Below are 23,703 nucleotides of genomic sequence, written 5' to 3' on the forward strand. Positions count from 1 at the left end.
ACTATGTTTCTGACAGTAGATAATGTTAAAAAAAGCTATGGTGAAGGAGAGGCAGCGGTCAGAGTCCTCGACGGTGTGAGCACCTCCCTTGAAAAGGGAAAGATATGCACTATCCTCGGCCCGTCAGGTTCGGGAAAGTCAACTTTGCTCAACCTCATCGGCGGTCTTGACAGTGCAGACAGCGGAAAAGTCGTGATCGACGGGCAGGAGATCACTGCCATGGATCCTGTCAGGCTTGAACATTATCGGCGTGATTACCTTGGATTTATTTTCCAGTTTTACAATCTTATCCCGAATCTTACTCTGAGAGAAAATATACAGGTCTGCGAGTATTTGTCGGACAAGAGCCTTGATATTGACGAGCTGCTCGAAGCACTCGGATTGACAGAGCATCAGAAGAAGTTCCCTTCACAGGTATCGGGCGGTCAGCAGCAGCGCTGTGCGATCGCCAGAGCTCTGGTCAAAAATCCGAGAATGCTTCTGTGCGACGAACCAACAGGTGCTCTGGACTCTCATACTGCCAAAGAGATACTTATACTTCTTGAGGAAGTAAATAAAAAATACGGCACTACCATAGTGATAGTTACCCATAATATCGTGATACAGGAGATGTCTCATAAGGTTATACGCATCAGGGACGGAAAGATCATTGAAGACAGGGAGAACAAGAATATTCGCCCCGCTGAATCACTGACACTGTAAAGAGGGGCGAGTATGGTACTGAATAGACGCATATTACGGGAATTAAAAGCAAATTTTTCACGGTATTTTTCACTGCTGTTGCTTGTTGCATTCGGTATGTTCGCCTGTATCGCCATGTCTGCATCTGCGGACAGCGTAATAACTACGGTGGAGGATTTCTGGGAGAACAGCAATATCGAGGACGGACGCTTTTCTGTATTAGTGCCTCTTTCCGAAAGTGAGCTGGATTCACTGCGGAGCAGCGGTGTCGGTATTGAGCCGCAGTTTAGCATGGATCTCTCCCTTTCTGACGATTCGGTGCTGCGTATATACAAGAAGAGAAGCTCTATCGACGTTGAGCACGTTGATAAGGGTTCTTCACCGCAGGCATCGGAGGAAATAATGCTTGAGAGAAGCTTTGCCGATGCTCATAGCCTCGGAGTAGGCGACACTATTGATATCGCGGGACAGTTCATGAAGATAACAGGTCTCGGAGTATCTCCCGATTATGATTTTCTCCTCGAAAACTTTACGGATACCGCAGCCAATGCAAAGCACTTCGGTATCGCATTTGTCAGCGAAGAAGGCTATGATATGCTCAGCAAGCTTTCCGATGCCAATTCGGAGGAGTACCTCTATACCTATACTCTGCCCGACGGAATGACAAGTGCTCAGATCAAGAAAATGGTCGATGATTTTGATTTTGACCATGACGAAGTTGAGAACCCCTATATCCGTGAGCTCCTTGACCGCGTGTATGACACCCGCGATTCCTGTACGGACGGCGTGGATAAGCTTTCTGATGCGGTTAATGAGCTCGATTACGGCATCAGGGAACTCGACAGCAGCGGTGACAGCCTTCGTGAAGCTGCTGAAAATATGAGGGATCAGGCTTTGCAGCAGGCATCTCAGCAGGTAACTGCTGCGGGCGGTGCAGAGCTGACGCTTGAAAACTACGCCGAGGTGCTGGATAAGCTTTCAGCGCTCAGCCCTCAGTTTACGGTGCTGAAGGAGCAGATAGACGGATACTGCAAATTTGCTGACAGCGTTTCCGAGTATGTCGGCGGTGTTGACAAGGCAGCTGACGGAAGCGGAGAATTAGCAGAAAAGGTATCTGATTTCAAGGGGGATCTCCTTGATTTTATCGACGAAGCAGCAAATATTGATTTCAATAATATAAGCTCGTTTATACAGAAAGATGCTAACCCGAGGATCGGTGCTTCACTTGCAAAGGTGGGTATGTACCATATAGGCGGCTACATCGCAGGCGTTATCATGCTGGTGCTGTTCGGTTATATATGTTCGGTGTTCGTTATCAGCAATATCGAGAACGAGAGCCAGTTCATCGGTGCGCTGTATTCAATGGGTGTCCACCGCAGAAAGATACTTGCACACTATGTTACCCTTCCTGTGGTCATCTCATTTATAGGCGGCATCATAGGTACTATGGCAGGCTACAGTCCAATCGGAAGAGGAATGCTTACCAACAGCGTTATAGGTCCGTATTCCGTTCCTGAGGTAGTCGATCACTATTCGGTCGGACTGCTGATCTACGGCATATTTATGCCGCCGATACTCGCGGCGGTAGTCAACTGGTTCTGCCTGCGCCGAAAGCTCAATACCGAGCCGCTGAAGCTTCTGCGAAAGGAACAGAAGCAGAACCATCTGCTTAATGTTGACCTGAAAAATGCAGGATTCGTCAAGCGTTTCCGTATCCGTCAGATACTCAGGGAGCTGCGTATAACTGCGGCAATGTTCTTTGCCATAGTCACAGGTATGCTTATGCTCATGCTGGCGGTAATGACATACGTGTGCATTGATGATCTTTCTGCAAAGTACGAAAAGGATATCCCTTATAAGTATTGCTATTATCTTAAATACCCTGATCTGGAAAATGTTCCTGACAATGCCGAGGCTTGCTATGCCAAGAACCTCAGCTACACTTATCTGAACTATACGCTTCAGGTCACGGTAATGGGCATCGAAAATAACAGCGGGCATTTCCCGTTTGAGGTGTCTCATGACAGGAACTATGTTACGGTTGCGGAAGGAACTGCCATAAAGTATGATCTGAAGGAGGGCGATATGCTGTGCCTTTCCGATGATTCCACAGGTATAACGTATGCATTTACTGTAGACAGCATCGTGCCGTATTCCGCAGGTCTGAACGTGTTTATGGATATCGAAACAGCCCGCGAACTGTTCGGTGAAGACGATGACTATTACAATGTGCTTCTGTCGGACAGTGAGCTTGACGTTGACGCAGGCAGAGTATTATCGGTAACTGACAAGGAAAGCATGATAAATGCTATTGATACTCTTCTGGCTGATATGATGCCTATGATACTTATGACAGGTATCAGCGCACTTGTGGTCTATATCGCAGTGCTCTACATAATGATGAAGGTAATGATAGACCGTTCGGCATTCCAGATATCACTTATCCGCATTTTCGGATATAATCTCCGCGAGATAAAGAGACTTTACCTTGACGGCAACCTGCTGACAGTTATCGTATCGACGCTGCTCGCACTTCCTGTATCAAAGACGATAATGGATCTGATATGGCCGCTTATGGTATACAATCAGCCCGCAGGCTACGCATCGACGCTTAAAATATGGCACTATGCCGCTATTGCGCTGATAACCTTCCTGTGCTATTTTGTGACTAATACAGTCCTCGTCGGCAGGATCCGCAGGATCACGCCCGCAGAGGTCTTAAAGGACAGACAATGATGAAAAAGGAAAACACGCAGGAGCTTTATACCGCCGAGGTAAAAGACTTCCTTGAAAGCATCTCTGAGCGCGAGCCCGTTCTAAAAGGAGGATATTTTCTGGATACGGCAGAGAAGTATTTTCTGCCCGAGAATAATGTGAAAAGAGAATTATTCGTCCTTGGAACGGCACTTCCCGAAGAAATATTTGCAGCTCTTGGGCTTCAGCCGACATGGATACTCGGCGGCAGCCTGAGAGCTCTGGAAGCTGCAAATGCTGATGTGCCCCGTGATACCGATGCTGTGAGCCAGTCCATACTCGGCTGTCTGAAGCTCGACAGCTTTACACATAACTCGTCGCCGACTGTGATCGTTCCTATGGTAAATGACAGTCTGCGCAAGATAGTCCAGCAGCTCGATAACCGCGGTACAGAGGTCATCGGCGTGGATATACCCTGCGTTACCGATCTCAGCGAGATAGGCGATCGTTTTACACCCATGCTGAAAGAGCTTATCGAAAGGCTATCTGTACGCTTCCGCGCGCGTTTTTCACAGCGCCGCCTCCTTGAAGCGTATGATGCGGCAAGACTTGCAAGAGCTGCGTATGAGGATATACGTTACAGAACAAACGGCAGCACAGCGATGTTCCTTGCCAATACATACTATTATACAAATGACCGCGTCAGATGGTGTCAGGAACTGAAAAAACTTGCCGAAGCGGTAAGTCCTCCTGCGGAAGCACCGCGCGTCTGCCTTATGGGTTCGCCTGTGTTCGCACCGAATTTCAAGGTGCCCGATCTTGCGGAGAGCAGCGGTCTTACTATCGTTCGGCATTTTCAGGCGGGATTCAGACCTTTGTCGGATAAACCGCTGGAAAAAGGCAGACGAATGCTTCGTTCCTGCGCAGAGAATTTCTATACCGATATCTATTCTTCATCAAGACTTGACAACAAGCGCATGGCAGAGGAGTTCAGGCGCATGATCGGAGTATCGCGTCCCGACGGAATAATTTATGTGGTGCTGAAAGGGCATATAGGCTTCGATTTTGATCTCCGTACATTTGAGATCATTGCCGAGGAGCATGAACTCCCTTTTATCCGTATCGAAACTGATTATAACAATAACGATATCGAACAGCTTCGCATACGTCTTGAAGCTTTCAGTGAGATACTGCATCACAGAGTCAGATTGAAAGGAAACAGCAATGAATGAAAAGCGAATGAGGATACTGACTTTTATTATCGGAGCAGTGCTTGTTCTGCTGGCAGTGTTTGCCGATAGTATTACCGTTCATATCTATGACGAGTCATGGCGCTTCTTTCGTGATGATACTTCAGGTATCCCGCTGCACTTTGAGCTTGAAATGGATCGCATGACCTTATATACGGGCGGTGCGGATACAGTTCTTTATGCAGTAGATGCCGACGGCAATACAGAAGCTCTGGCTCTTGAAAACGGTGATATGATACCTGAAAAGTATAATATATCTCTCCTTGCGGTTGCTGAGAGCGTAGTTACCGAAAACGGCAGAGAGATAAAAGTGCATGATGTCGCCAAGGCGGATACTGCCGAGACTGAGGGCTATTATGCTGAGGAAAGCCGCTACGGAGAAGAGGTGCTTCCGTTTGAGGTGTTCCGCCATATAAAGGAGATACTGCATGATTATGATACGGTAGTCTATTTCAACGGCGAGCCCCTCGCTGATACAGTTCTGGAGTGTACTGACAGCAAGGGCAATGTCACATCGGTCACTACCGACAGTGACGGCAGACTTCCTTCGGTACGCAATCAGGAGATACGTCAGGGCGTAACACTCAGCTATGAGCATGGCGGTGAAAGGTATCGCTTCTTCTTTGTGCTTGAGGATTACCCGATATTCACATCGTCGCATCTGGTCATTATGCGTCCTGTTTTTGCGATATTCGGAACAGCGGCACTGTTTATAATACTTATTGTTGTAATTATGCGCATCGTAAGACCCGAAACTGTCAGGATACGTGAGACACGCTTCAGGAGAGCTAACGGCGGCAGTATCCTTCAATACAAGTACATACGCCGTGCAGTACAGATATTTTTCATGATACTTATTCCTTACGGATATCATATATTGCGTTTCAAAGTCCCTGCGCTCCAGCTTCCTGTATTTTCATGCGGCTGGAATGAGGATCAGTTCTTTATATGCGGCGTATGCTACCCTGCATCACATCTTTCATATATGATACGCAATATGGGAGAGACTATTTCGGACTATCAGTCGTACATGGAAGCCATATCGTGGTCGGTAGCAGACGTGATACTCTGGGCAGTCTGCTTTACGCTGGGGATAATCGTGGTCATGCTCCTTTTTGGAAGGCTTATGTGCGCTTTTGTATGTCCCCTCGGCACATTGCAGGATATGCTCACAGATCTGCGCTGCGCACTGAATATCCGCGGCATACCGCAGAACGAAAAGACCTATCGCTGGATAAGGCTCCTTCGCAATATTATATTTGGAATATTTATCCTGATAGGCTGCTTCGGAGTGGACTACTGCCATTTTTGTCCCGCTGCGGCACTGACCTCGCCTGCATTCGCGGGCTTCAAGTACAGCTTGTATGTCAGCGGCGTACTTGCGGTCGTGATACTCGTGGCAAGCTTTTTCAAGGAACGCTTTTTCTGCAATCTTTGTCCTCTCGGCTTCCTTGTGGGACTGCTGAGCCGTTTCAGCGCCGTGCAGCTTCATAAGAAGTGCGAGAACTGCACTGAATGCGGTGCCTGCTATGAAACTTGTCCCATGGGTATCAAAAACGTTTACGAAGAGCGTGAGAGATCAAAGATCACAACACATGAATGTCTGATGTGCGGAAGATGCATAAAGAAATGCCCCGAAGACGAAGCTCTCAGAATGACAGTGTTCGGGAAAACGGTCTATTGCTCGTCCAGAAAGAAGTTCTTTAATATCTCAAAAAGAAAGGATAAGAAAAAGAAATGACGATCAATGAGCAGCGTGAAGAACAGCGTCGGCTCAAGCAGATGGAATTGTACCGTGTGCGTTCTTCTCAGACGGCACTGCGTTATCTGCGGCGTATAAGCGAGTGGAAGCAGCATCGCAGTGAGCTTGAGCCGTTCTATGATATACTTCGGAATGTCCATTCCGAGGAGGGGAGCATAGCGTTGCGCTATGGTATGCCGACAATAGGCGTACACTGCGTCATGCTTCCGCTGGAACTCATAAATGCGGCAGGAGCTGTTCCTGTAAGACTTTGTGCAGGAAATGAAACAGCATTTCAGATCGGCGACGGCATAGTTCCGAAAGATGCCTGTCCGCTGGTCAAATCCGTTATCGGAGAAGCATCGGTATCATGTGTTGTACATACCAACGAATGTAAACTGACAGTAGTGCCGATAACCTGTGACTGTAAGCGGAAGATGGCAGGAATGCTGTCAGAGTACAAGAAGGTGTTCGCAATACAGGTGCCTGCTGATCCGAAGTCCGATGACTCAATAAGAAACTATAAAGCAGAGCTGTACCGCCTGAAGGAGGCGCTGGAGCGTTCGACAGGGAATGAGATAACTGCTGATTCGCTTCGCAGAGCTATCGAAAAACAGCATGATATGCAGTATGAGCTGACACGCTTTTCAGAGCTGAAAAAAAGCTGCCCTTCCGTTATAACAGGTACCCAGAGCATCATGATAATGAACAGCTTGGGATATGATGAGATAACTGCATGGACGGAAAAGCTGCGTATACTCAACGATCACCTTGAAAGTGACGGGACACCTGCTGCGAAGGCGAATCGTCCGAGAATACTGCTGACAGGTTCTCCGATGATCTTTCCCAATATAAAAATACCGATGCTCATAGAAGAAAACGGGGGAATTGTCGTAGGAGACGAAACGTGCAGCGGCGAACGTGCCCTGAGCGATCCTGTCAGTGTGAGCGAGCCTACGCTTGACGGTATGATGCAGGCACTGGCAAACCGCTATCTGCGTCCTTGTTCATGCCCTACGTTCATAAATTCTCAGAAGCGTATATACCGTATCACCCGTATCCTTAACGAAAATAAGGCGGACGGGATCATTTATCATGTGCTGCGCGGCTGTCTTGTATACGATTATGAATATGCGCTTATCGAGGAAACTGCTAATAAGCTTCAGATACCTGTGATCCGCCTTGAAACAGATTACAGCGAGGAGGATATAGAACAGCTCAGGATAAGGATAGAGGCGTTTACAGAGGTCATAAAGTTTGCGAAGAAAAGAAAGGAGAAGGGTGAATAGCATGGGAGCGTATTACGTAGGTATTGACGGCGGCTCGACTTATGTAAAGGCAGCACTGACAGACGGCAAGAAGGTGATAGAGACAGCACTGTGCAATTCGGGAATAGATAATTCGGGCTCTGCTGAACGTCTGATAGAAAATATGGTCGGAAAAGCAGGTATCGAGCGCAGTGAGATACGCTATATAATGGCGACAGGATACAGCCGCAAAGGCATTGAGATCGCAGACGATGACGTTTCCGAAATAACTGCTCATGCGTATGGAGTTCGCCTGACTGCTCCGCCTGAATTTGAACCCGGACTGATAATTGATATCGGCGGTCAGGACAGCAAGATAATCTACCTTGATAAGCATTTTAATGTCAAAAACTTCAATATGAATGATAAATGTGCGGCAGGTACAGGAAAATTTATGGAGGTCACTGCTCAGATACTGGAAACGACCATAGATCAGATCGGTCCGCTTTCGCTTCAGAGCACTGCTCCCTGTGATATAAACAGTATGTGTGTCGTTTTTGCTCAGTCTGAGATAATATCTCTTATCGCACGGAAATATGACCGCTGCGATATACTCTCGGGAATGCATCGCTCTATGGTCAAGCGCATGGTGCGTATGATAAAAAAGAGTGAGATGAACGGCGATATCCTCATGACAGGAGGAGGTGCGCTGAACGTGGGTCTGCACAGAGCTTTTGAAGAAGAACTGCTGCGAGATGTCTATGTTGCAAGTCACCCGCAGTTCAACGGCGCTATAGGAGCAGCTCTCCTCGGAAGTGAGAATGCCTGATGTTTGCGACTTGCTGCCTTACGATGCTCGTTACGGGACTTGGCTGCGGATTCGGCTGCAACTCACAGATAAATTACTTCCTTTCATCGTGTGTGCTGTTTTCGTCGGACGGTATCCGCCGCGCTTTTCGTACCCTTTTTGTCTTTTATGCAGGAAAGCTTTTTTCTGTTCTGACACTGTGCGTGATGACATCTTTGCTCGGCAGATGTGTTTTGCTCGATTATTTTGCGGAGTACGTCAATGCCGTGAGCATAATTGTCAATCTGTCGTTCATAACTGTGGGAATATTTTCGATAATCAGAGCTATACAAGCAAAAAATCATAAGTGCAGCTGTGACAGAAGTCCTGATAAAAGCCGCTTTTATACGTTGACACCTGTTGTGGTAGGAGCTGTTTACGGAATAACACCATGTGCGCCGTTCCTTATGCTCATTGGATATGCTGCGGGTCTTGAACCTGTACAGAGTATAGTTCTCGGAATTATCTTTACACTTGCTAATGCAGTGTCTCCTGTTCTGCTTCTCGTTGCGATGATGGGAGCTGTATCCAAAAAAATGTATTTAACCATACCGTCTTTGGTCTTGTGTGTGAAAGTAATAGTTAGTACGGCACTTATCCTTATCGGTTCAATAAGGATATATTTGCTGGCAGCATCACTGTGATATTTGAAAAGCCTTCTCCTTGTTTAAGGAAAAGGCTTTTTTGTTCAGCTGGATCAATTCTGCCTGTAAAATAAAAACAAAAAAGCGTTTACCATTTGGTAAACGCTTAATTGGTGCGAGTAATGGGACTTGAACCCATACGTCTGTCGACACACGCCCCTCAAACGTGCCTGTCTGCCAATTCCAGCACACTCGCATCTGTTTTATTTTGTCGGTGTTCCCGATTGCTTTAATATTATAGCAGATAAAAATGAGTTTGTCAACCCCTTTTTTCAAAAAAATCGAAATTTTTTCAAGAAAATTTGTTAACATAAAAAATATAATTTCTCCTATTGACTTTTGCTCGCTTTTGCTGTATAATATTATCTGTTGATGCTGATGTGGCACAGTCGGTAGCGCAACGCCTTGGTAAGGCGTAGGTCGTCGGTTCAAGTCCGATCATCAGCTCCAGCGCAGAGCCTGCGCAGGTAAAGTTCACGCCTCACTTTAAGTGGGGCGTTAGTTTTTATCCATGTTAAATACTGCATCAAAGCTGTGACATATACAAAGTACAGAGCCTGCGAACCCATGCACGGGGGGCTCGTTAATTACTTGCCCGCGTTGTACGAAACAGTTATTAAGCATTCGCTCACGGCAATAGTATCTGAAACGCAACACATACACACGCAAATAGGCACTTTCTCAATATGAGGGAGTGCTTTTTTTACTGGATAGAAACTGTGAGCCGTTGATAAAAAATGGAACTTTTCGTTTTTGGTCAGTCCTTTTTTGCGGTTTTGGGCAGCAGCATTGACATCGGGGGCGATTTGCGGTAAAATGAAAGTGATATTTTATGAGACTACTCAGAAAGGAATGAGCTTATGAAACTATTCAAACGAACGGCTGCTTTTACAGCGGCGGCTGTGCTTGCGGCTGCTGGACTTCCGCCAAGTATATCTGCAACAGCAGCGACTACTCCGGATGTGGCGGATTATGAGGAGACCGAGAACAACTGGGCGAAGCTTCTGCAATACACGCTGTATTTTTATGATGCAAATATGTGCGGAACAGGAGTGAGCGAAAACAACCGCCTTTCATGGCGCGGAGACTGCCACGTATACGATGCAAAGGTGCCGATGCAGTCTATTGACAGCAACCATACGGGAACGAATCTTCCCGAATCATTCATGAAGGAGTACAAGGATATCCTCGACCCTGACGGCGATGGATATATTGATGTTTCGGGCGGCTTCCACGATGCTGGTGACCACGTAAAGTTCGGACTTCCCGAAGCATATGCAGCTTCTGTTGTGTCGTGGGGTTATTACGAGTTCCGTGAAGCCTACGAGGAGACCGAACAGGCAGCCCATGTTGAGACTATCTGCCGATATTTCTGCGATTACTTTATGAAATGCACCTTCCGTGACAAGAAGGGTGATGTAGTTGCGTTCTGTTATCAGGTGGGCGATGGAAGCGTTGACCACGATTACTGGCAGTCGCCTGAGATAGACGCTATGGGCAGACCTGCTTTCTTTGCAACCTCTGAGCTGCCGACAACAGATGATGTATCCGAGAGTGCAGCAGCTCTGGCTATAAATTACTATAACTTCAAGGACACTGACCCTGAATACGCTGAGAAGTGCCTTGACTATGCAAAGGCGCTCTTTGACTTTGCAAACAAGAACGAAAAGAAAGTCGGCGCAGGAGCTGACGGTCCTATGAGCTTCTATACGTCCAGCAAGTGGGAGGACGATTTCTGCTTTGCAGCAGGCTGGCTTTACCTCATTACCCGCGATCATGATTATCTTGAAGCTTGCGAAAAGTACATCGACTACTATGCGCCTCCGGGATATGTCCTCTGCTGGAACGATATGTGGAACGGTGTAGGACTTGTATTCGGACGCATACAGGACATATATCCTGAGGTATGCGAGGAAACTCGTGTTGCCATAGGCAGAGGAAAGTATGAAGTGCTGGACTTCTGGGAAATGGAAGCAAAAGCACTCAATACCGTTATGAACAAGAAGCTGACACCTGCGGGATACTTCCACCTTGATACATGGGGAAGTGCAAGATACAACACAGCAGTACAGTTCACGGCTCTGGTATACGATAAGTACCAGAAGGGCAAGGACAGATACAATGACAAGAATCCTGACTATACTTTTACGCAGTGGTCGCTGGGGCAGATGGAATACATCATCGGCGACAATCCGTTGGGCAGAAGCTATGTTGTAGGCTATGGAAAGAATTCCGTCAAGTATCCTCACCACCGTGCGGCATCAGGACTTACAATGGCGGAAGACCCTGCCGAGCACAAGCACGTACTCTACGGTGCTCTTGCAGGTGGTCCCGATGAGAACGACAAGCACAATGATATCACCAAGGACTGGGTATACAATGAGGTTACCATAGACTACAATGCGGCTATCGTTGGTGCAGCGGCAGGCTTATACCTTTATAAGGGCGACAAGACCATGAAGCCCGAGGAGAATTTCCCGCCTGCTGAAAAGGTGGACGATACACAGCTTTTCTCCGGAGATGATTTCTGGGTAGCGGGCTACTGTTCGGACGCTCCCGAAGGAACGGGCTCGGGCGTGACAAAGCTCACATTCTTTGTGAATACGGATTCTCTTGAACCTCATGATGATATATCCATACGCTACTATTTCAGTATAGAGGAATTTGGCAAAAAGGAGATCCCGGGAAGCTTTGTACTGCAAAAGACCTACGATCAGGTGGAGACTGAGGTAGCTGACAAATCAGCAGTGCTCTCACAGCCGAAGCAGTACAAGGACGATATCTACTACGTTGAGATATCGTGGCCTGACTATGCTATAGCCAACTCCAACAAGAAGTATCAGCTCATCATAGGCAATTACTACGGTGAGAAGTGGGATTCTTCCAACGACTGGAGCAAGAAGGGCATGATAGACCTGACCGAAGAAGGCGAGGACTATGATAATATCGTCAGCGGCGTTGAGTTTGCAAAGCGCTGCGACAATGTATGTGTATATGCGGACGGAAAGCTTATCGGCGGTACCGAGCCTGACGGCACAAAGCCTGCAAAGGTCTACAAGGTAGCGCAGCTTGTAAGGCTCCGCAAGATGCTTCTCGGTTCAGAGCCTTTCAGCAGTAAGGAAGCAGCAGAGCAGTTCGACTTCAACGGTGACGGAACTGTTGACATCTATGACGAGGTAGCTCTCAGAAAGCTCCTGATTTCAAAGTGATAACAGCTTACAGGGACGGTTTTTGTCGTCCCTGATTTATTAACCGTGATACCCATATAGCACAGCAAGCTTTTATATGAGTACAGCGGTTATGTAAGGCGTTTATAAAAGAAAAAGCATACAGATCATCATGCATGAACTGTATGCCTGTTCCCGCCGCGCTCAGGTCTTTTGTGCGACCTGTGGACGGCTATTTATGAGGAAATTCAAAGTGAGGTTCAGAGGGTATTTATAACGTGCCCTGTAACAGACAGCTGCGTCAGCTGTTTTGCCGCAGAAGTGAGCAGGGCTGCCTATTTCCCTGCACACTGCGGTATTCCCCTGAAAGACAGACGACAATACTAAAAATTACTCTCCGTGTAATTTACTTGCGTCTATACATAATATTATACAGAAAAGCAGAGCGAAAACAATGAAAAATACTATCATTTTCAGAAGATTTTTTGAAATTACAACAATTATTATATAAAATCATCTTGCAATCCTCACATTGGTATGATACAATAATACATATAAGAACTGGCGGCTGTATGCCTTTAGTCTACGGAGAACGCCGAACGGCATCGGAAGCGTTTCCGCTCTGACGCTGAAGGAACACAGCTCGCAAAGGAGGGATAAAATGAGCGAAAGGATACTTATAGGTGTGATAATCACGGACTGCCACATCGCTTTTCAGAGCGAGATACTGCGCGGTATAATAACTCAGGCGTTCAAGAGCAACTGCGATGTTGCCGTTATCTCACCCCTCCATAATTTTTCAATAAGCTCCGTACATAAGGACGCGGAGAAAAACATTTTTGACCTCGTACTATCCGAAGATATAGCAGGTATAATTTACGACAGGAACTCCATATGCAGTGAGGATATAAGGCGAAGCATGGACGAACTCTGCAAACGTGCCGAAAAGCCTGTCATGCTCCTTGACTGCAACGATCACAAGAGCTTTGAGACTACTTCCGTGGACGACCGTGAAGCTTTCGAGACCATAACCGATCACCTTATAAATGTTCACGGCTATAAAAGGATATACTGCCTGACGGGCCCGAAAAATACGTTCAGCGGCGAGGAGCGTCTTGCAGGCTATAAGAACTCTATGAAACGCCACGGCATAAAAATAGAAAAGAAATGGTGCGAGTACGGCGACTTCTGGACAGAAGCTCCGAAAAAATATGCCAGACGCATACTCAGCGGCGAGCTGGAACGCCCCGAAGCTATCGTGTGCGGAAACGATGTAATGGCAATAACTCTCACAAAGCTGTTCATGGACGCAGGACTTCGCGTTCCTGGAGATATCGCCATAACAGGCTATGATGCTTCCATTGAGGGCTATCAGTCCAGCCCTTCCATAACCAGCTACAGCCGTCCTAATTTTCAGCTCGGCGCGGAGGCTGTAAGGAGACTTTACCGCATAATCACGGGAAAGATATGCAGCAAGGTGCCCAACGAGAACGGAGAGCTCCGCCTCGGAGAGAGCTGCGGCTGCGACGAGAACCCCAGTCTGCGCCATAATATCCTGAGAAATATCAGCATAAACAGCCGATTTGAGTCTGAGCTTCTCTACGGCGATATGCTCTTTGATATAACCAATGCCGACAATATAACGACTTTTGCCGACAGACTGGATAATTACACCTACTTCCTGCATAAAATGAGAAGGGTGAGGATATGTCTCACCAAGAAGTATGTTGACGCGACCGTGGACAAAAACGCCGAGGAGCTCGGCTTTGCTATCGGCGATGACATGAAGGTGATACTTGCAAAATCTGCTATATGGCGTGAAGCCGAGACCGATATGGTGTTCAGCTCATCGAAGATACTTCCCGATTACAGCGAAGACCGCAGCTATCCCTCTGCATTTTTCATATCGCCTCTGCATTACAATAACAATTTCTTTGGCTACTGCGCAGTTTCGTTCGGAAAGGAACCGCGTTCGTTCAGCTCACTGTACATGAAGTGGATAAACTATGTCAATGTCGCTCTTGAACAGGTGAGGATAAAGGCTATAATGAACCGCACTATCCTGAATACCAGTAAGGCACTGCTCTACGATCACCTGACAGGACTGCTCAACAGGAGCGGCATAGAGCAGGAATTCAGTACGAAATTTGCAGCTTATCCTATACACAGCTCCATAGAATGTATGACGTTTGAGCTCCACGGACTGAAAAAAGCCTACTACCAGAGCGGCGAGGAAAAGTCCAACAGCATAATGGCAGCCTTTGCGAAAAAGCTTCGCTCCTGTATACACAGCAGGGAGATATGCGGCGCGTGGGCGGCACAGACCCTATGTGTCATAAGTCCCGACAGCAACCGTGCAGGTGCTATTTACAGTGCTCTCTGTGACAAGATAAAGGGCTCGCAGTTCGGCGGCGATGAGAACTGCAATATAGACTTCTCGGTGGGAGTGTGCAGCTTTGAGATCTCGCCCGAAGCCGATCTTTCCTACGCAATGTATAAGGCAACGGTGAACAGAGTGTTCTCATATGCTATATCTGAGCCAACCACGAACCCGCAGTTCGAGAAGCTGTGTCTGCTACGCAACAGGATAATGAAGAATCCCGAGCTTCCGTGGAACATCAGTGAGATAGCCGAAAGCCTTTACCTGAGCAAGAGCTATCTCCAGAAGATATACAAGTCCTATTTCAATAAGAGCATCATAGAGGAAATGATAGAGTTCCGCATAAACAACGCCAAGACGCTTCTTGCACAGACGGATATGACCGTTACGGAAATATCCCGTGAATGCGGCTATTCATCGTACAATTACTTCGTCCGACAGTTCCGTATGTGTGAGGGCTGCTCGCCGTCGGACTACCGTGACGAACAGAAAAGAAAGGCGGAGGAAAATGAAAGCTGAAGTCATACTTATGAAATGCAACGAGACCAAGCGCGTATACGGCGTAAGGGTAGAAGAACATGACGGCGACTGGTTCAGGACATGGGCGTTCCCTATTGATGAAAAACGCGCTGCTCGTGAAGGCTTCGACAAGACCACGATAAAGGGCAACCTGTACTATACAGACGAATATAACGGCTGTCCGTACTGCGGAGCAAAGAATTTTGCACAGTGCGGACGCTGCGGAAAGCTCACCTGCTGGACGAACGAGGAGCGCATAACCTGCGGCTGGTGCGGAAATACAGGCAGGCTCAGCGTCATCGAGGACGAGATAAAGGTCAAGGGCGGCGGCTATTGATCGTCTGTCAGTTAAGTATCTAACTCGGGGGGATAACCATTGGAAAGAGAAAAAGTAATAGTCAAAACAAGTATGGTCGGCATATTTGCCAATATATTCCTTGCATCATTCAAGGCAGCAGTAGGGATTCTCAGCTCATCTATCGCTATAATACTTGATGCTGTAAACAACCTGAGTGACGTAATGTCCTCGGTGATTACCATAATAGGTACAAAACTTGCCGAGAAACGTCCCGACAAGAAGCACCCGTACGGCTACGGCAGGATAGAGAACCTGAGCACGGCTCTTATCGCGGTGATAGTCCTGTATGCGGGTATTACCTCGCTGGTGGAATCGGTAAAAAAGATAATCCACCCTGTCAAGCCCGATTATTCGGGAGCTGCTATCGCCATAGTAGCCTCGGCGGTAGTCGTGAAGATACTCCTCGGACTTTACGTAAAGAAGAAGGGCGAGAGCGTCAGCTCTGAATCACTTATAGCATCGGGCAAGGACGCGCTTCTTGATTCTGTCATCTCCATAGCAACTCTCATAGCAGCACTGATATATCTCACTCTCCATATCCGCACGGAAGCGTGGCTCGGTGCAGTGATATCGCTTGTCATTATAAAATCAGGTCTGGAGATACTTGGCGAGAGCCTTTCCAGCATTATCGGAAAGCGCATAAGCTCGGAGCTGTCAAAGGCGATAAAGGAAACCGTAACGTCTTTCCCCGAAGTCTGCGGAGCTTATGACCTGCTGCTTCACAACTATGGACCCGACCTGCTTATAGGCTCTGTGCATATTGAAGTTCCCGATACTATGACAGTCGCGGAGCTCGACAAGCTCGAACACCGCATCAACGAGAAGGTGCTTGAGGAGCATCGCGTAATACTGGCAGGCATAAGCGTATATGCCGTGAATACTCAGAACGACAAGGCGATAGGTATATACGAGGAGATACGCCGTCACGTTATGTCTCACGAATATGTGCTCCAGATACACGGATTTTACCTTGATGATGAGAAAATGACGATACATTTTGATATAATCATAGATTTTGCAGCTCCCGACAGAAGCGGGCTGTACGACCATATCCTGACGGAAACGCAGGAAGCTTACCCCGAATACAGCGTGAGCATAACCCTCGATACCGATGTCAGTGACTGAATAAAATAATGAAGCGGCATAAGTGTTATATTTATGCCGTCTTTTTTATTTTAAATGAAAATAACGAAAAACAGGCTCGTTTTAATATAGAATGTATAAAATATCACAAAAACAGCGCTTCATTTATATTTAGCGTGACCATTGACAACTTGACATGAAATATGTTATCATGGTAATATTAGTTGCAGTCTGCACAAAAATAGGAACGATTGTTTGTGCGATTTGCAGAAGACAAAGGAAAGGTCACTATGCTTGCAAGCCTAACTAATATAAATAAATTCTATAACGGCAATCAGGTGCTGAAAAATGTTTCCCTTACTATCGACGAAAGCGATAAGATAGGTCTTGTGGGAAACAATGGCTGCGGAAAGTCCACACTGCTGAAGATACTTACAGGTTCTGTAGAGCCTGACCGTTTAACGGAAAAGGACGGCATCATTTCCATGGCTGCAAAGACTACGGTCGGCTACCTCGAACAGATGGGCGGACTTGACTCGGAAAATACCGTCATCGGTGAGATGAGAAGCGTTTTCGAGCCGATACATCGCGCTATCGACCGCCTCCGCGAAATAGAGCTGGAGATAGAGATGGGCGATAATTCGGCTGCGGACGAGTACCAGCAGCTCTCATCATGGGTCGAGGCGAACGACGGCTACAACACCGATGTGAAGATACGCATGGTCCTCAACGGTATGGGCTTCTCGGGCGAGGAGCTTGAACGTACCTGCGCAGGCTTCAGCGGAGGCGAAAAAACTCGCCTGTGTATCGCAAGACTGCTGCTCGAAGAGCCAAACCTGCTTATCCTCGACGAGCCTACGAACCACCTTGATTTCAAGACCATCATGTGGCTTGAGGACTACCTCAGAAGCTATAAGGGAGCTGTCCTCATCGTGTCCCATGACCGTTACTTCCTCGACAGGCTCTGCACTTCCATATGCGAGATCGAAAGAGGAGTACTTACACGCTACAGAGGCAATTATACCGCCTTCGTCCGTCAGCGTGAGGAAAATGACGCAAGACGGGAAAAAGAGTACGAGATGCAGCAGAAGCAGATAGCTCAGCTGGAAGACTATGTCGCAAAGAACCTCGTCCGCGCTTCAACTACCAAAATGGCTCAGAGCCGCAGAAAGCAGCTCGAAAAGATAGAGCGCATCGAGCGTCCCGTACACGATACCAAACACGCGAAGATACATTTTACCTATGCTGTTGAGCCGCCTATAGACGTGCTCAAGGTCAAGGGCGTGGATATCTCCGTGGGCGAGGGAAGCTCGCGCAAAACTCTTGTGGACGAGATAGATTTTGAAGTCCGCAGAGGTGAAAAGATCGGTATAATCGGCGACAACGGCATCGGAAAATCTACTCTGCTCCGCATTATACAGGAAAAGCTTCCGCATAAGGGACTGGTTCGCTGGAACAGTAATATAAAAATATCCTACTTTGAACAGGAAAGTACAAACCTCAACAAGGAACTCACCGTAATGGAGGAGCTGCACAGCCGCTATCCGCTCCTTTCTGATCTTGAAGTCCGCAGCCTGCTGGCTCAGGTAAGACTGGTGGGCGAGAACGTCTTCAAGGAAACAGGCGTTATCAGCGGCGGTGAACGTGCAAAGCTCTGCTTCGCCATAATGATGCAGGAGCACGGCAACGTTCTTATACTCGATGAGCCTACCAACCACCTTGACCTCAGCTCTAAAGAAGCTATCGAGGAGGCACTGGCTGAATATACGGGAACGGTCATATTTGTCAGCCATGACCGCTATCTCCTGAGCAAGATCGCTGACAGACTAATAGAGCTCACAGACGGTACATACAGGCTGCATAACTACGGCTTCAACAAGTACCTCGATGTGCTCCGTGACGAACAGGCTGCCGAGAAAAAAGCCCTCGACGCTGAAAAGCAGCAGAAGGCTGCCGAGGCAGCAAAGGAAAAGGCAGCAAAAGGCTATCGCAGCAAACAGCAGAGAAGTGCCGATGCTGCAAGAAAAAACGAAATGAAACGCCTTGAAAAGGAAATCGATGACTTACAGGCACAGATAGACGCTCTCACCGAGGAGATCGGCAGAGAGGACGTTTACAGCGATTACGAACTCATGAACCGCAAGTGTGCCGAGATCGACGAACTCAAAAAGAAGATCGACGAGGATTTCGAGCTTCTGATAGAGCTTGACCAGTGAAAAGGAGTAAAACTATGAAGATAAAAACGCTTATGAGCATTGCCGCTGCAGCAGCGCTTGCCATTGCACCGTCGGGTGTTACTGTCCACGGTGAAGCAGGTATGTATCTGATCGGCGATATAAACGGCGACGGCTTGGTGGATTCGGCTGATGCTTCCGCTGTTCTCGCTGCATATGCGTACGTATCATCAGGAAAAGAATGTCCGCTTTATTCGTACCAGCAGTCAGCAGCCGACCTTAACGGCGACAATAACGTTGATGCAGTAGACGCTACACTTATACTTTCTTATTATGCTTGGAACTCCGTAAGCGGTGACGAGAACGCGATACTCTCCGACTTCCTCGAAAAGAACGGTATACCTCAGAGAAAGGAAGAAACACCGCAGACGGAACAGCCCGCGGCACCTGCCGCAGCAGCTCCTGTCAGCAATGATATGCCGCCTGCCGAGGATATCGGTGAGGCGTATCGGTATCCGCGTATCGACAGCGAGTATGCTGAGTGGTTCTGGATAGGTGATTCCCGTACAGTGGGTATGTCCTACAGCGTATCTATCGACTGCCTTGCAAAGGTGGGCGAGGGAATAGCTTTCTTCAAGAGGAACTATGACCAGATTATAAAGATACGCGATAAGACGGTCATCATTAATCTCGGCGTAAACGATGTATACAACAGCAAGGCTTACCTTGACCTTTACAACGGTCTCCCGGCTGAATTCCTTGACAGCAACAAGGTCATCGTGCTCTCGGTAAATCCGTGCAGCGGCAGCTATTCTTACCTCAATAACAATATAGTTGCCTTCAATGAAGCTCTTGCGGCAGGTCTCGACAGCAGGATAACCTTCCTCGATTCTTACTCATATATGATGCATAACGGCTTCGGCACTACCGACGGTCTCCACTATACATCTCAGACATATGTGGATCTCTACAATTTTGTGTACGACAGCCTTCACCCCGATGAGAAAGTTGAGTAAAAAACTGAATTTTTGAAAAAACTATTGCATTGCATGGCGATGTATGGTATAATATTATAAAGTATTTTGCGGCAATGCCGTATCATTACCTATGGAGGAACAAAAAAATGAAACACATCAAGACTATCAATAAGGCTAATCTCAAGGAATCTGCTCAGAAGGGCGGCTGCGGCAAGTGCCAGGCTTCATGTCAGTCTGCTTGCAAGACTTCATGCACAGTTGCTAACCAGAAGTGCGAGAGATAAGCTGAACGCTAAGTTTAGTCGAGGCAGTATGCAAATGCTGCCTCATATTTTTTGAATAGAGGGAAATATTATGATACATAAGTATAAGCTTAATGGTTTGAATATAGTTCTTGACGTAAACAGCGGCGGCGTTCACCTTGTGGACGAGCTTACGTATGACCTTCTCGATAATGTTGAGCCGCCTTTTGAGGCTGAATGTCCGCAGAAAGTTGTGGATAAGCTCTCAAAATCCTACAGCGAGGAGGATATCCGCGACTGCTACAGCGAGATCGTCGAGCTTTACAATGATAAGATACTCTTCTCTGAGGACGATTACGAGAAGTACGCTCAGTATTCCGTAGCTTCTCCTGTAAAGGCAATGTGCCTGAACATAGCTCATGACTGTCAGCTCAGATGCAAGTACTGCTTCGCTTCCACAGGCGATTTCGGCAAGGGCAGAAAGCTCATGTCCTTTGAGACGGGCAAACACGCTATCGACTTCCTGCTGGAGAATTCGGGCGACCGTCCTAACCTTGAGCTGGACTTCTTCGGCGGTGAGCCGCTCATGAACTTCAAGGTAGTAAAGCAGGTTGTGGAGTACGCAAGAAGCCGCGAAAAGGAATACAACAAGAAGTTCCGTTTCACTATCACCACAAACGGACTGCTCCTCGATGATGAGAAGATAGATTTCATCAACCGCGAGATGTCCAACGTTGTCCTCTCCATCGACGGAAGAAAGGAAGTCAACGACTTTTTCCGTGTACTGCCTAACGGTCAGGGCTGCTACGATATGATACTGCCGAAGTACCAGAAGCTCGTTGCGGGCAGAGGCGACAAGGAGTACTATGTAAGAGGTACTTTCACAAACAAGAACCTCGATTTCTCCAACGATGTGTTTGCACTCAATGATGCAGGCTTCGACCAGATATCCATTGAGCCTGTTGTTGGCGATGATGATATATATGCTCTTACAGAGAAAGACCTTCCTGCTGTTTTTGCAGAGTACGAAAAGCTCTCTCTGAAGCTCCTTGAACGCGAGAAAGAGGGAAAGAAGTTCAATTTCTTCCACTTTATGCTCGACCTCGATCAGGGACCATGTGCAATAAAGAGACTCAGGGGCTGCGGCTGCGGAAACGACTATGTGGCTATAACTCCTGACGGTGATATCTTCCCGTGCCACCAGTTCGTAGGGATCGACGAGTACAAAATGGGCAATATCGACGAGGGTACTTTCGATCAGGAGATGAAGAAGGACTTCGCAAAGGCTCACGTTTACTCAAAGCCGGACTGCCGCGAGTGCTGGGCTAAGTTCTATTGCAGCGGCGGCTGTAATGCCAATAATTACCAGTATATGGGCGATATCAGAAGTGCTCACAAGATATCATGTCAGCTCGAAAAGAAGCGCCTTGAGTGTGCTATCATGATGAAGGCTGTACGTATGGCTGATTCGGCTGAATAATTGAAAGAATTATAAAGGGCGGCAGCTTCGCCGCCCGTTTTGATTTGAGCGCGGAAAGGGGAGAACACCATGAAGATCAATAAGATACAGCTCAATTGTCACCGCGATATCTCGTTCGGCAATGAGCTTGGTGCCGATCCTGCGTTCATATTCTTCCGTTCACCTGTTGTGTACAGGCAGAACGGGGCGGAGTATACTACCTCGCGCAGCTCGGCGGTAATACTTTCGGGAGGCTACAAGCACGATTTCAGCCCTGTGAAGGGCGATACCCTGCGCTATGACCTCATAGGCTTCAAGACAGCTGCCGCTGACAGACAGTATATCTCCTCAATGAACCTTCCGCTGGATATCCCTGTGGAGTTGGAGGACGACTACGTTATTTCAAATACCCTCAGGTCAATGAAATCCCAGTCCATGCGCCGCGGAAAACGCTTCGGAGAATTCATGGAGCTTTCCATGCGTATAATATTCATAGTCCTCAGCGAGATGACAGCAAGCCATGTTCAGCTCCCCGAGGAGAAGATACCAAAGTACGCTGAGCTGAAGCTGCTGCGTGAATCAGTGTACGAAGAACCCATGAACAGCTGGTCGGTAGACGATATGTGCGAGGATATGCAGATAAGCAGGACATACTTCCATAGACTGTATCAGAGGGCTTTTGGCGTTACCTTCCGTCAGGACGTTATCGAGAGCCGCCTTATACACGCCGCAGACCTGCTGAAAAATACCGACCTTTCCGTGACGGCTATATCCGAGATTTGCGGATATGACAGCGAGTCCTACTTCATGAGACAGTTCAAGACGCACAAGGGCTGCACTCCTTCAGAGTACCGAAGACGCATAAAGGCACAGGAAGAATGAGCGGAAATTTGTGGACATCTGTACGATTTTATCTTTTGCTTAGTGCATTATGTGTAAATATATATGGGCGATTAGTGCAAAAAATCAAAAAAAGCCTTTACAAGTATAAAAAATTGTGTTATAATACTGAGAGTGAGAAAACACCTGCATAATATTATGCGGTTATATATTAGGTATCAAAATGCCGCTCCATGCGGATATGCGGCACAGAACTTTTAACTGAATAATCTTTAAGGAGCGATTTCGTTTTATGACTAACGGAGATAAGCGCAGAAACCGCGAGAGAGATAAAGTGTCAAAAAGATACAGGGTCAGATATGACAGGCTCGTTGCGGTGATCCTCGTTTTTGTCGTTCTTATAGTTGTACTTTCTTCATGCTGTAAGAGCTGCTCAAAAAAAGGAGATAACAAGAACTCCGCTACTAAAAATACGACTACCAGCATTGATAATACTCAGCAATCGTCTATCGTTGATAATCTTGAGTCAAGCAACGAGACAAGTTCTTTGATAACAGGTACTCCCGACGGTCAGAAGCCGTCAGAGTCACAGTATACAACAGAAGTACACAGCGCAGCAGACGTGAATACGGGCAACCTTGTTCTTGTAAACGGCGAACATGAGTATAAGTTCACCGAAGGCGATGCCGATCTCGTTGTACTTTTTGACAATCATGATGATGCACATTACCATGTCAGCGACCTTGTGACAAAGCTCTATTCAGAGCCGCTCGACCAGCTCAATGCCCTTATGGACGCATTCTATGCTGCCGAGAACAATTCCGATATCTACGTGATAGACGGTTTCCGTACACTGGAGGAGCAGAACGACAAGTACAATAACGGCAATTCTCAGTTCCAGGGCGGATATTCCGATTACCATACGGGCAGAAGCTTCGATATGGCTATCTTCCCCAAGGATTCAAGCTCAGGCTACTATTCGCCTACAGGCGTTTACAGCTGGGTCGATGAACACGCCGCAGAGTACGGATTCGTGGTTCGTTTCCCGGAGGGCAAGGAAAGCTATACAGGCGAACGTGCAAGAGATTATACATACAGATATGTGGGAGCTCCGCACGCTATGTATATGAAGCAGAATAACCTCTGCCTTGAGGAGTATATTACAAAGATCAAGGAGCATACTAACGACAAGCCTGTTGAGGTAACAGTGGGCAATAAGCTCTATCAGATATACTATGCTCCCATGAATGCATCGGGAGATACAGAGGTGCCTGTACCGTCCAACAAGACGTATTGGGTATCAGGAAACAACGTTGACGGATTTATAGTTACCGTCTGCATGAATTAAAGTCTGAAATGTCCCCCGAACTACGGGGGACTATTTTGGTTATCAGAATAAA

The 23,703-nt window shown here is 47.3% G+C and carries 17 protein-coding genes and 2 tRNA genes; 18 read left to right on the forward strand and 1 reads right to left on the reverse strand.

The annotated features are described in order from the left end of the window. Window positions 1-3 precede the first annotated feature (3 nt). The 7 genes from K6G33_RS15065 to K6G33_RS15095 are packed head-to-tail and all read left to right on the forward strand — an operon-like array spanning window position 4 to window position 9,104. Window positions 4-702, forward strand: a complete 699-nt coding sequence (locus tag K6G33_RS15065; RefSeq protein WP_296781133.1) for an ABC transporter ATP-binding protein — start codon at window positions 4-6, stop codon at window positions 700-702. 12 nt (window positions 703-714) lie between these two features. Beyond that, entirely contained in the window at window positions 715-3,417 is a 2,703-nt protein-coding gene (locus K6G33_RS15070; protein WP_296781135.1) for an ABC transporter permease, read from the forward strand. Then, window positions 3,417-4,607, forward strand: coding sequence for a 2-hydroxyacyl-CoA dehydratase family protein (locus tag K6G33_RS15075; protein ID WP_296781138.1), 1,191 nt, complete (start codon window positions 3,417-3,419; stop codon window positions 4,605-4,607). Before K6G33_RS15070 ends, K6G33_RS15075 begins: the two co-directional genes overlap by 1 nt. Next, a complete protein-coding gene (locus tag K6G33_RS15080; RefSeq protein WP_296781139.1) occupies window positions 4,600-6,366 on the forward strand; it encodes a 4Fe-4S binding protein in 1,767 nt (588 codons plus the stop codon). The genes K6G33_RS15075 and K6G33_RS15080 overlap by 8 nt, the downstream gene beginning before the upstream one ends. After that, complete coding sequence (locus K6G33_RS15085) at window positions 6,363-7,655, forward strand: 2-hydroxyacyl-CoA dehydratase family protein (protein WP_296781142.1); 1,293 nt, start codon at window positions 6,363-6,365, stop codon at window positions 7,653-7,655. The genes K6G33_RS15080 and K6G33_RS15085 overlap by 4 nt, the downstream gene beginning before the upstream one ends. A gap of 1 nt (window position 7,656) precedes the next feature. Further along, a complete protein-coding gene (locus tag K6G33_RS15090) occupies window positions 7,657-8,442 on the forward strand; it encodes an acyl-CoA dehydratase activase (RefSeq protein WP_296781144.1) in 786 nt (261 codons plus the stop codon). Continuing rightward, a complete protein-coding gene (locus K6G33_RS15095) occupies window positions 8,442-9,104 on the forward strand; it encodes a hypothetical protein (protein ID WP_296781147.1) in 663 nt (220 codons plus the stop codon). Before K6G33_RS15090 ends, K6G33_RS15095 begins: the two co-directional genes overlap by 1 nt. A 111-nt stretch (window positions 9,105-9,215) precedes the next feature. Here the strand turns inward: K6G33_RS15095 and K6G33_RS15100 are convergent. After that, window positions 9,216-9,300 (reverse strand) — tRNA-Leu (locus tag K6G33_RS15100). A 178-nt stretch (window positions 9,301-9,478) separates the two neighbouring features. Here K6G33_RS15100 and K6G33_RS15105 point away from each other — a divergent pair. The 11 genes from K6G33_RS15105 to K6G33_RS15155 all read left to right on the forward strand — a co-directional run bounded on the left by K6G33_RS15105 (window position 9,479) and on the right by K6G33_RS15155 (window position 23,651). Beyond that, window positions 9,479-9,554 (forward strand) — tRNA-Thr (locus tag K6G33_RS15105). Window positions 9,555-9,964: 410 nt separating this feature from the next. Next, on the forward strand, window positions 9,965-12,313 hold the full coding sequence (locus tag K6G33_RS15110; RefSeq protein ID WP_296781149.1) for a glycoside hydrolase family 9 protein: 2,349 nt from the start codon (window positions 9,965-9,967) through the stop codon (window positions 12,311-12,313). Between the two features lie 619 nt (window positions 12,314-12,932). Next, a complete protein-coding gene (locus tag K6G33_RS15115) occupies window positions 12,933-15,170 on the forward strand; it encodes a substrate-binding domain-containing protein (RefSeq protein ID WP_296781152.1) in 2,238 nt (745 codons plus the stop codon). Continuing rightward, window positions 15,160-15,507, forward strand: a complete 348-nt coding sequence (locus K6G33_RS15120) for a TerY-C metal binding domain-containing protein (RefSeq protein WP_173450617.1) — start codon at window positions 15,160-15,162, stop codon at window positions 15,505-15,507. Before K6G33_RS15115 ends, K6G33_RS15120 begins: the two co-directional genes overlap by 11 nt. 39 nt (window positions 15,508-15,546) lie before the next feature. Beyond that, window positions 15,547-16,653 carry a cation diffusion facilitator family transporter gene (locus K6G33_RS15125; protein ID WP_296781156.1) on the forward strand — a complete coding sequence of 369 codons (1,107 nt, stop codon included), beginning with the start codon at window positions 15,547-15,549 and terminating at the stop codon, window positions 16,651-16,653. A gap of 248 nt (window positions 16,654-16,901) precedes the next feature. Further along, window positions 16,902-18,827, forward strand: coding sequence for an ABC-F family ATP-binding cassette domain-containing protein (locus K6G33_RS15130; RefSeq protein WP_296781158.1), 1,926 nt, complete (start codon window positions 16,902-16,904; stop codon window positions 18,825-18,827). Between the two features lie 14 nt (window positions 18,828-18,841). Then, complete coding sequence (locus K6G33_RS15135) at window positions 18,842-19,801, forward strand: dockerin type I domain-containing protein (RefSeq protein WP_296781160.1); 960 nt, start codon at window positions 18,842-18,844, stop codon at window positions 19,799-19,801. Between the two features lie 107 nt (window positions 19,802-19,908). Then, entirely contained in the window at window positions 19,909-20,046 is a 138-nt protein-coding gene (gene scfA, locus K6G33_RS15140; RefSeq protein ID WP_019679123.1) for a six-cysteine ranthipeptide SCIFF, read from the forward strand. A gap of 70 nt (window positions 20,047-20,116) precedes the next feature. Further along, window positions 20,117-21,484 (forward strand): thioether cross-link-forming SCIFF peptide maturase, encoded by a 1,368-nt coding sequence (gene scfB / locus K6G33_RS15145; protein WP_296781162.1) that lies wholly within the window; start codon window positions 20,117-20,119, stop codon window positions 21,482-21,484. 69 nt (window positions 21,485-21,553) lie between these two features. Further along, entirely contained in the window at window positions 21,554-22,345 is a 792-nt protein-coding gene (locus K6G33_RS15150) for an AraC family transcriptional regulator (protein WP_296781164.1), read from the forward strand. 250 nt (window positions 22,346-22,595) lie between these two features. Further along, window positions 22,596-23,651 carry a M15 family metallopeptidase gene (locus K6G33_RS15155; RefSeq protein WP_296781166.1) on the forward strand — a complete coding sequence of 352 codons (1,056 nt, stop codon included), beginning with the start codon at window positions 22,596-22,598 and terminating at the stop codon, window positions 23,649-23,651. The last annotated feature ends 52 nt before the right edge of the window (window positions 23,652-23,703 follow it).

The sequence above is a fragment of the Ruminococcus sp. genome, assembly GCF_024691275.1.
Taxonomy (GTDB): domain Bacteria; phylum Bacillota; class Clostridia; order Oscillospirales; family Ruminococcaceae; genus Ruminococcus.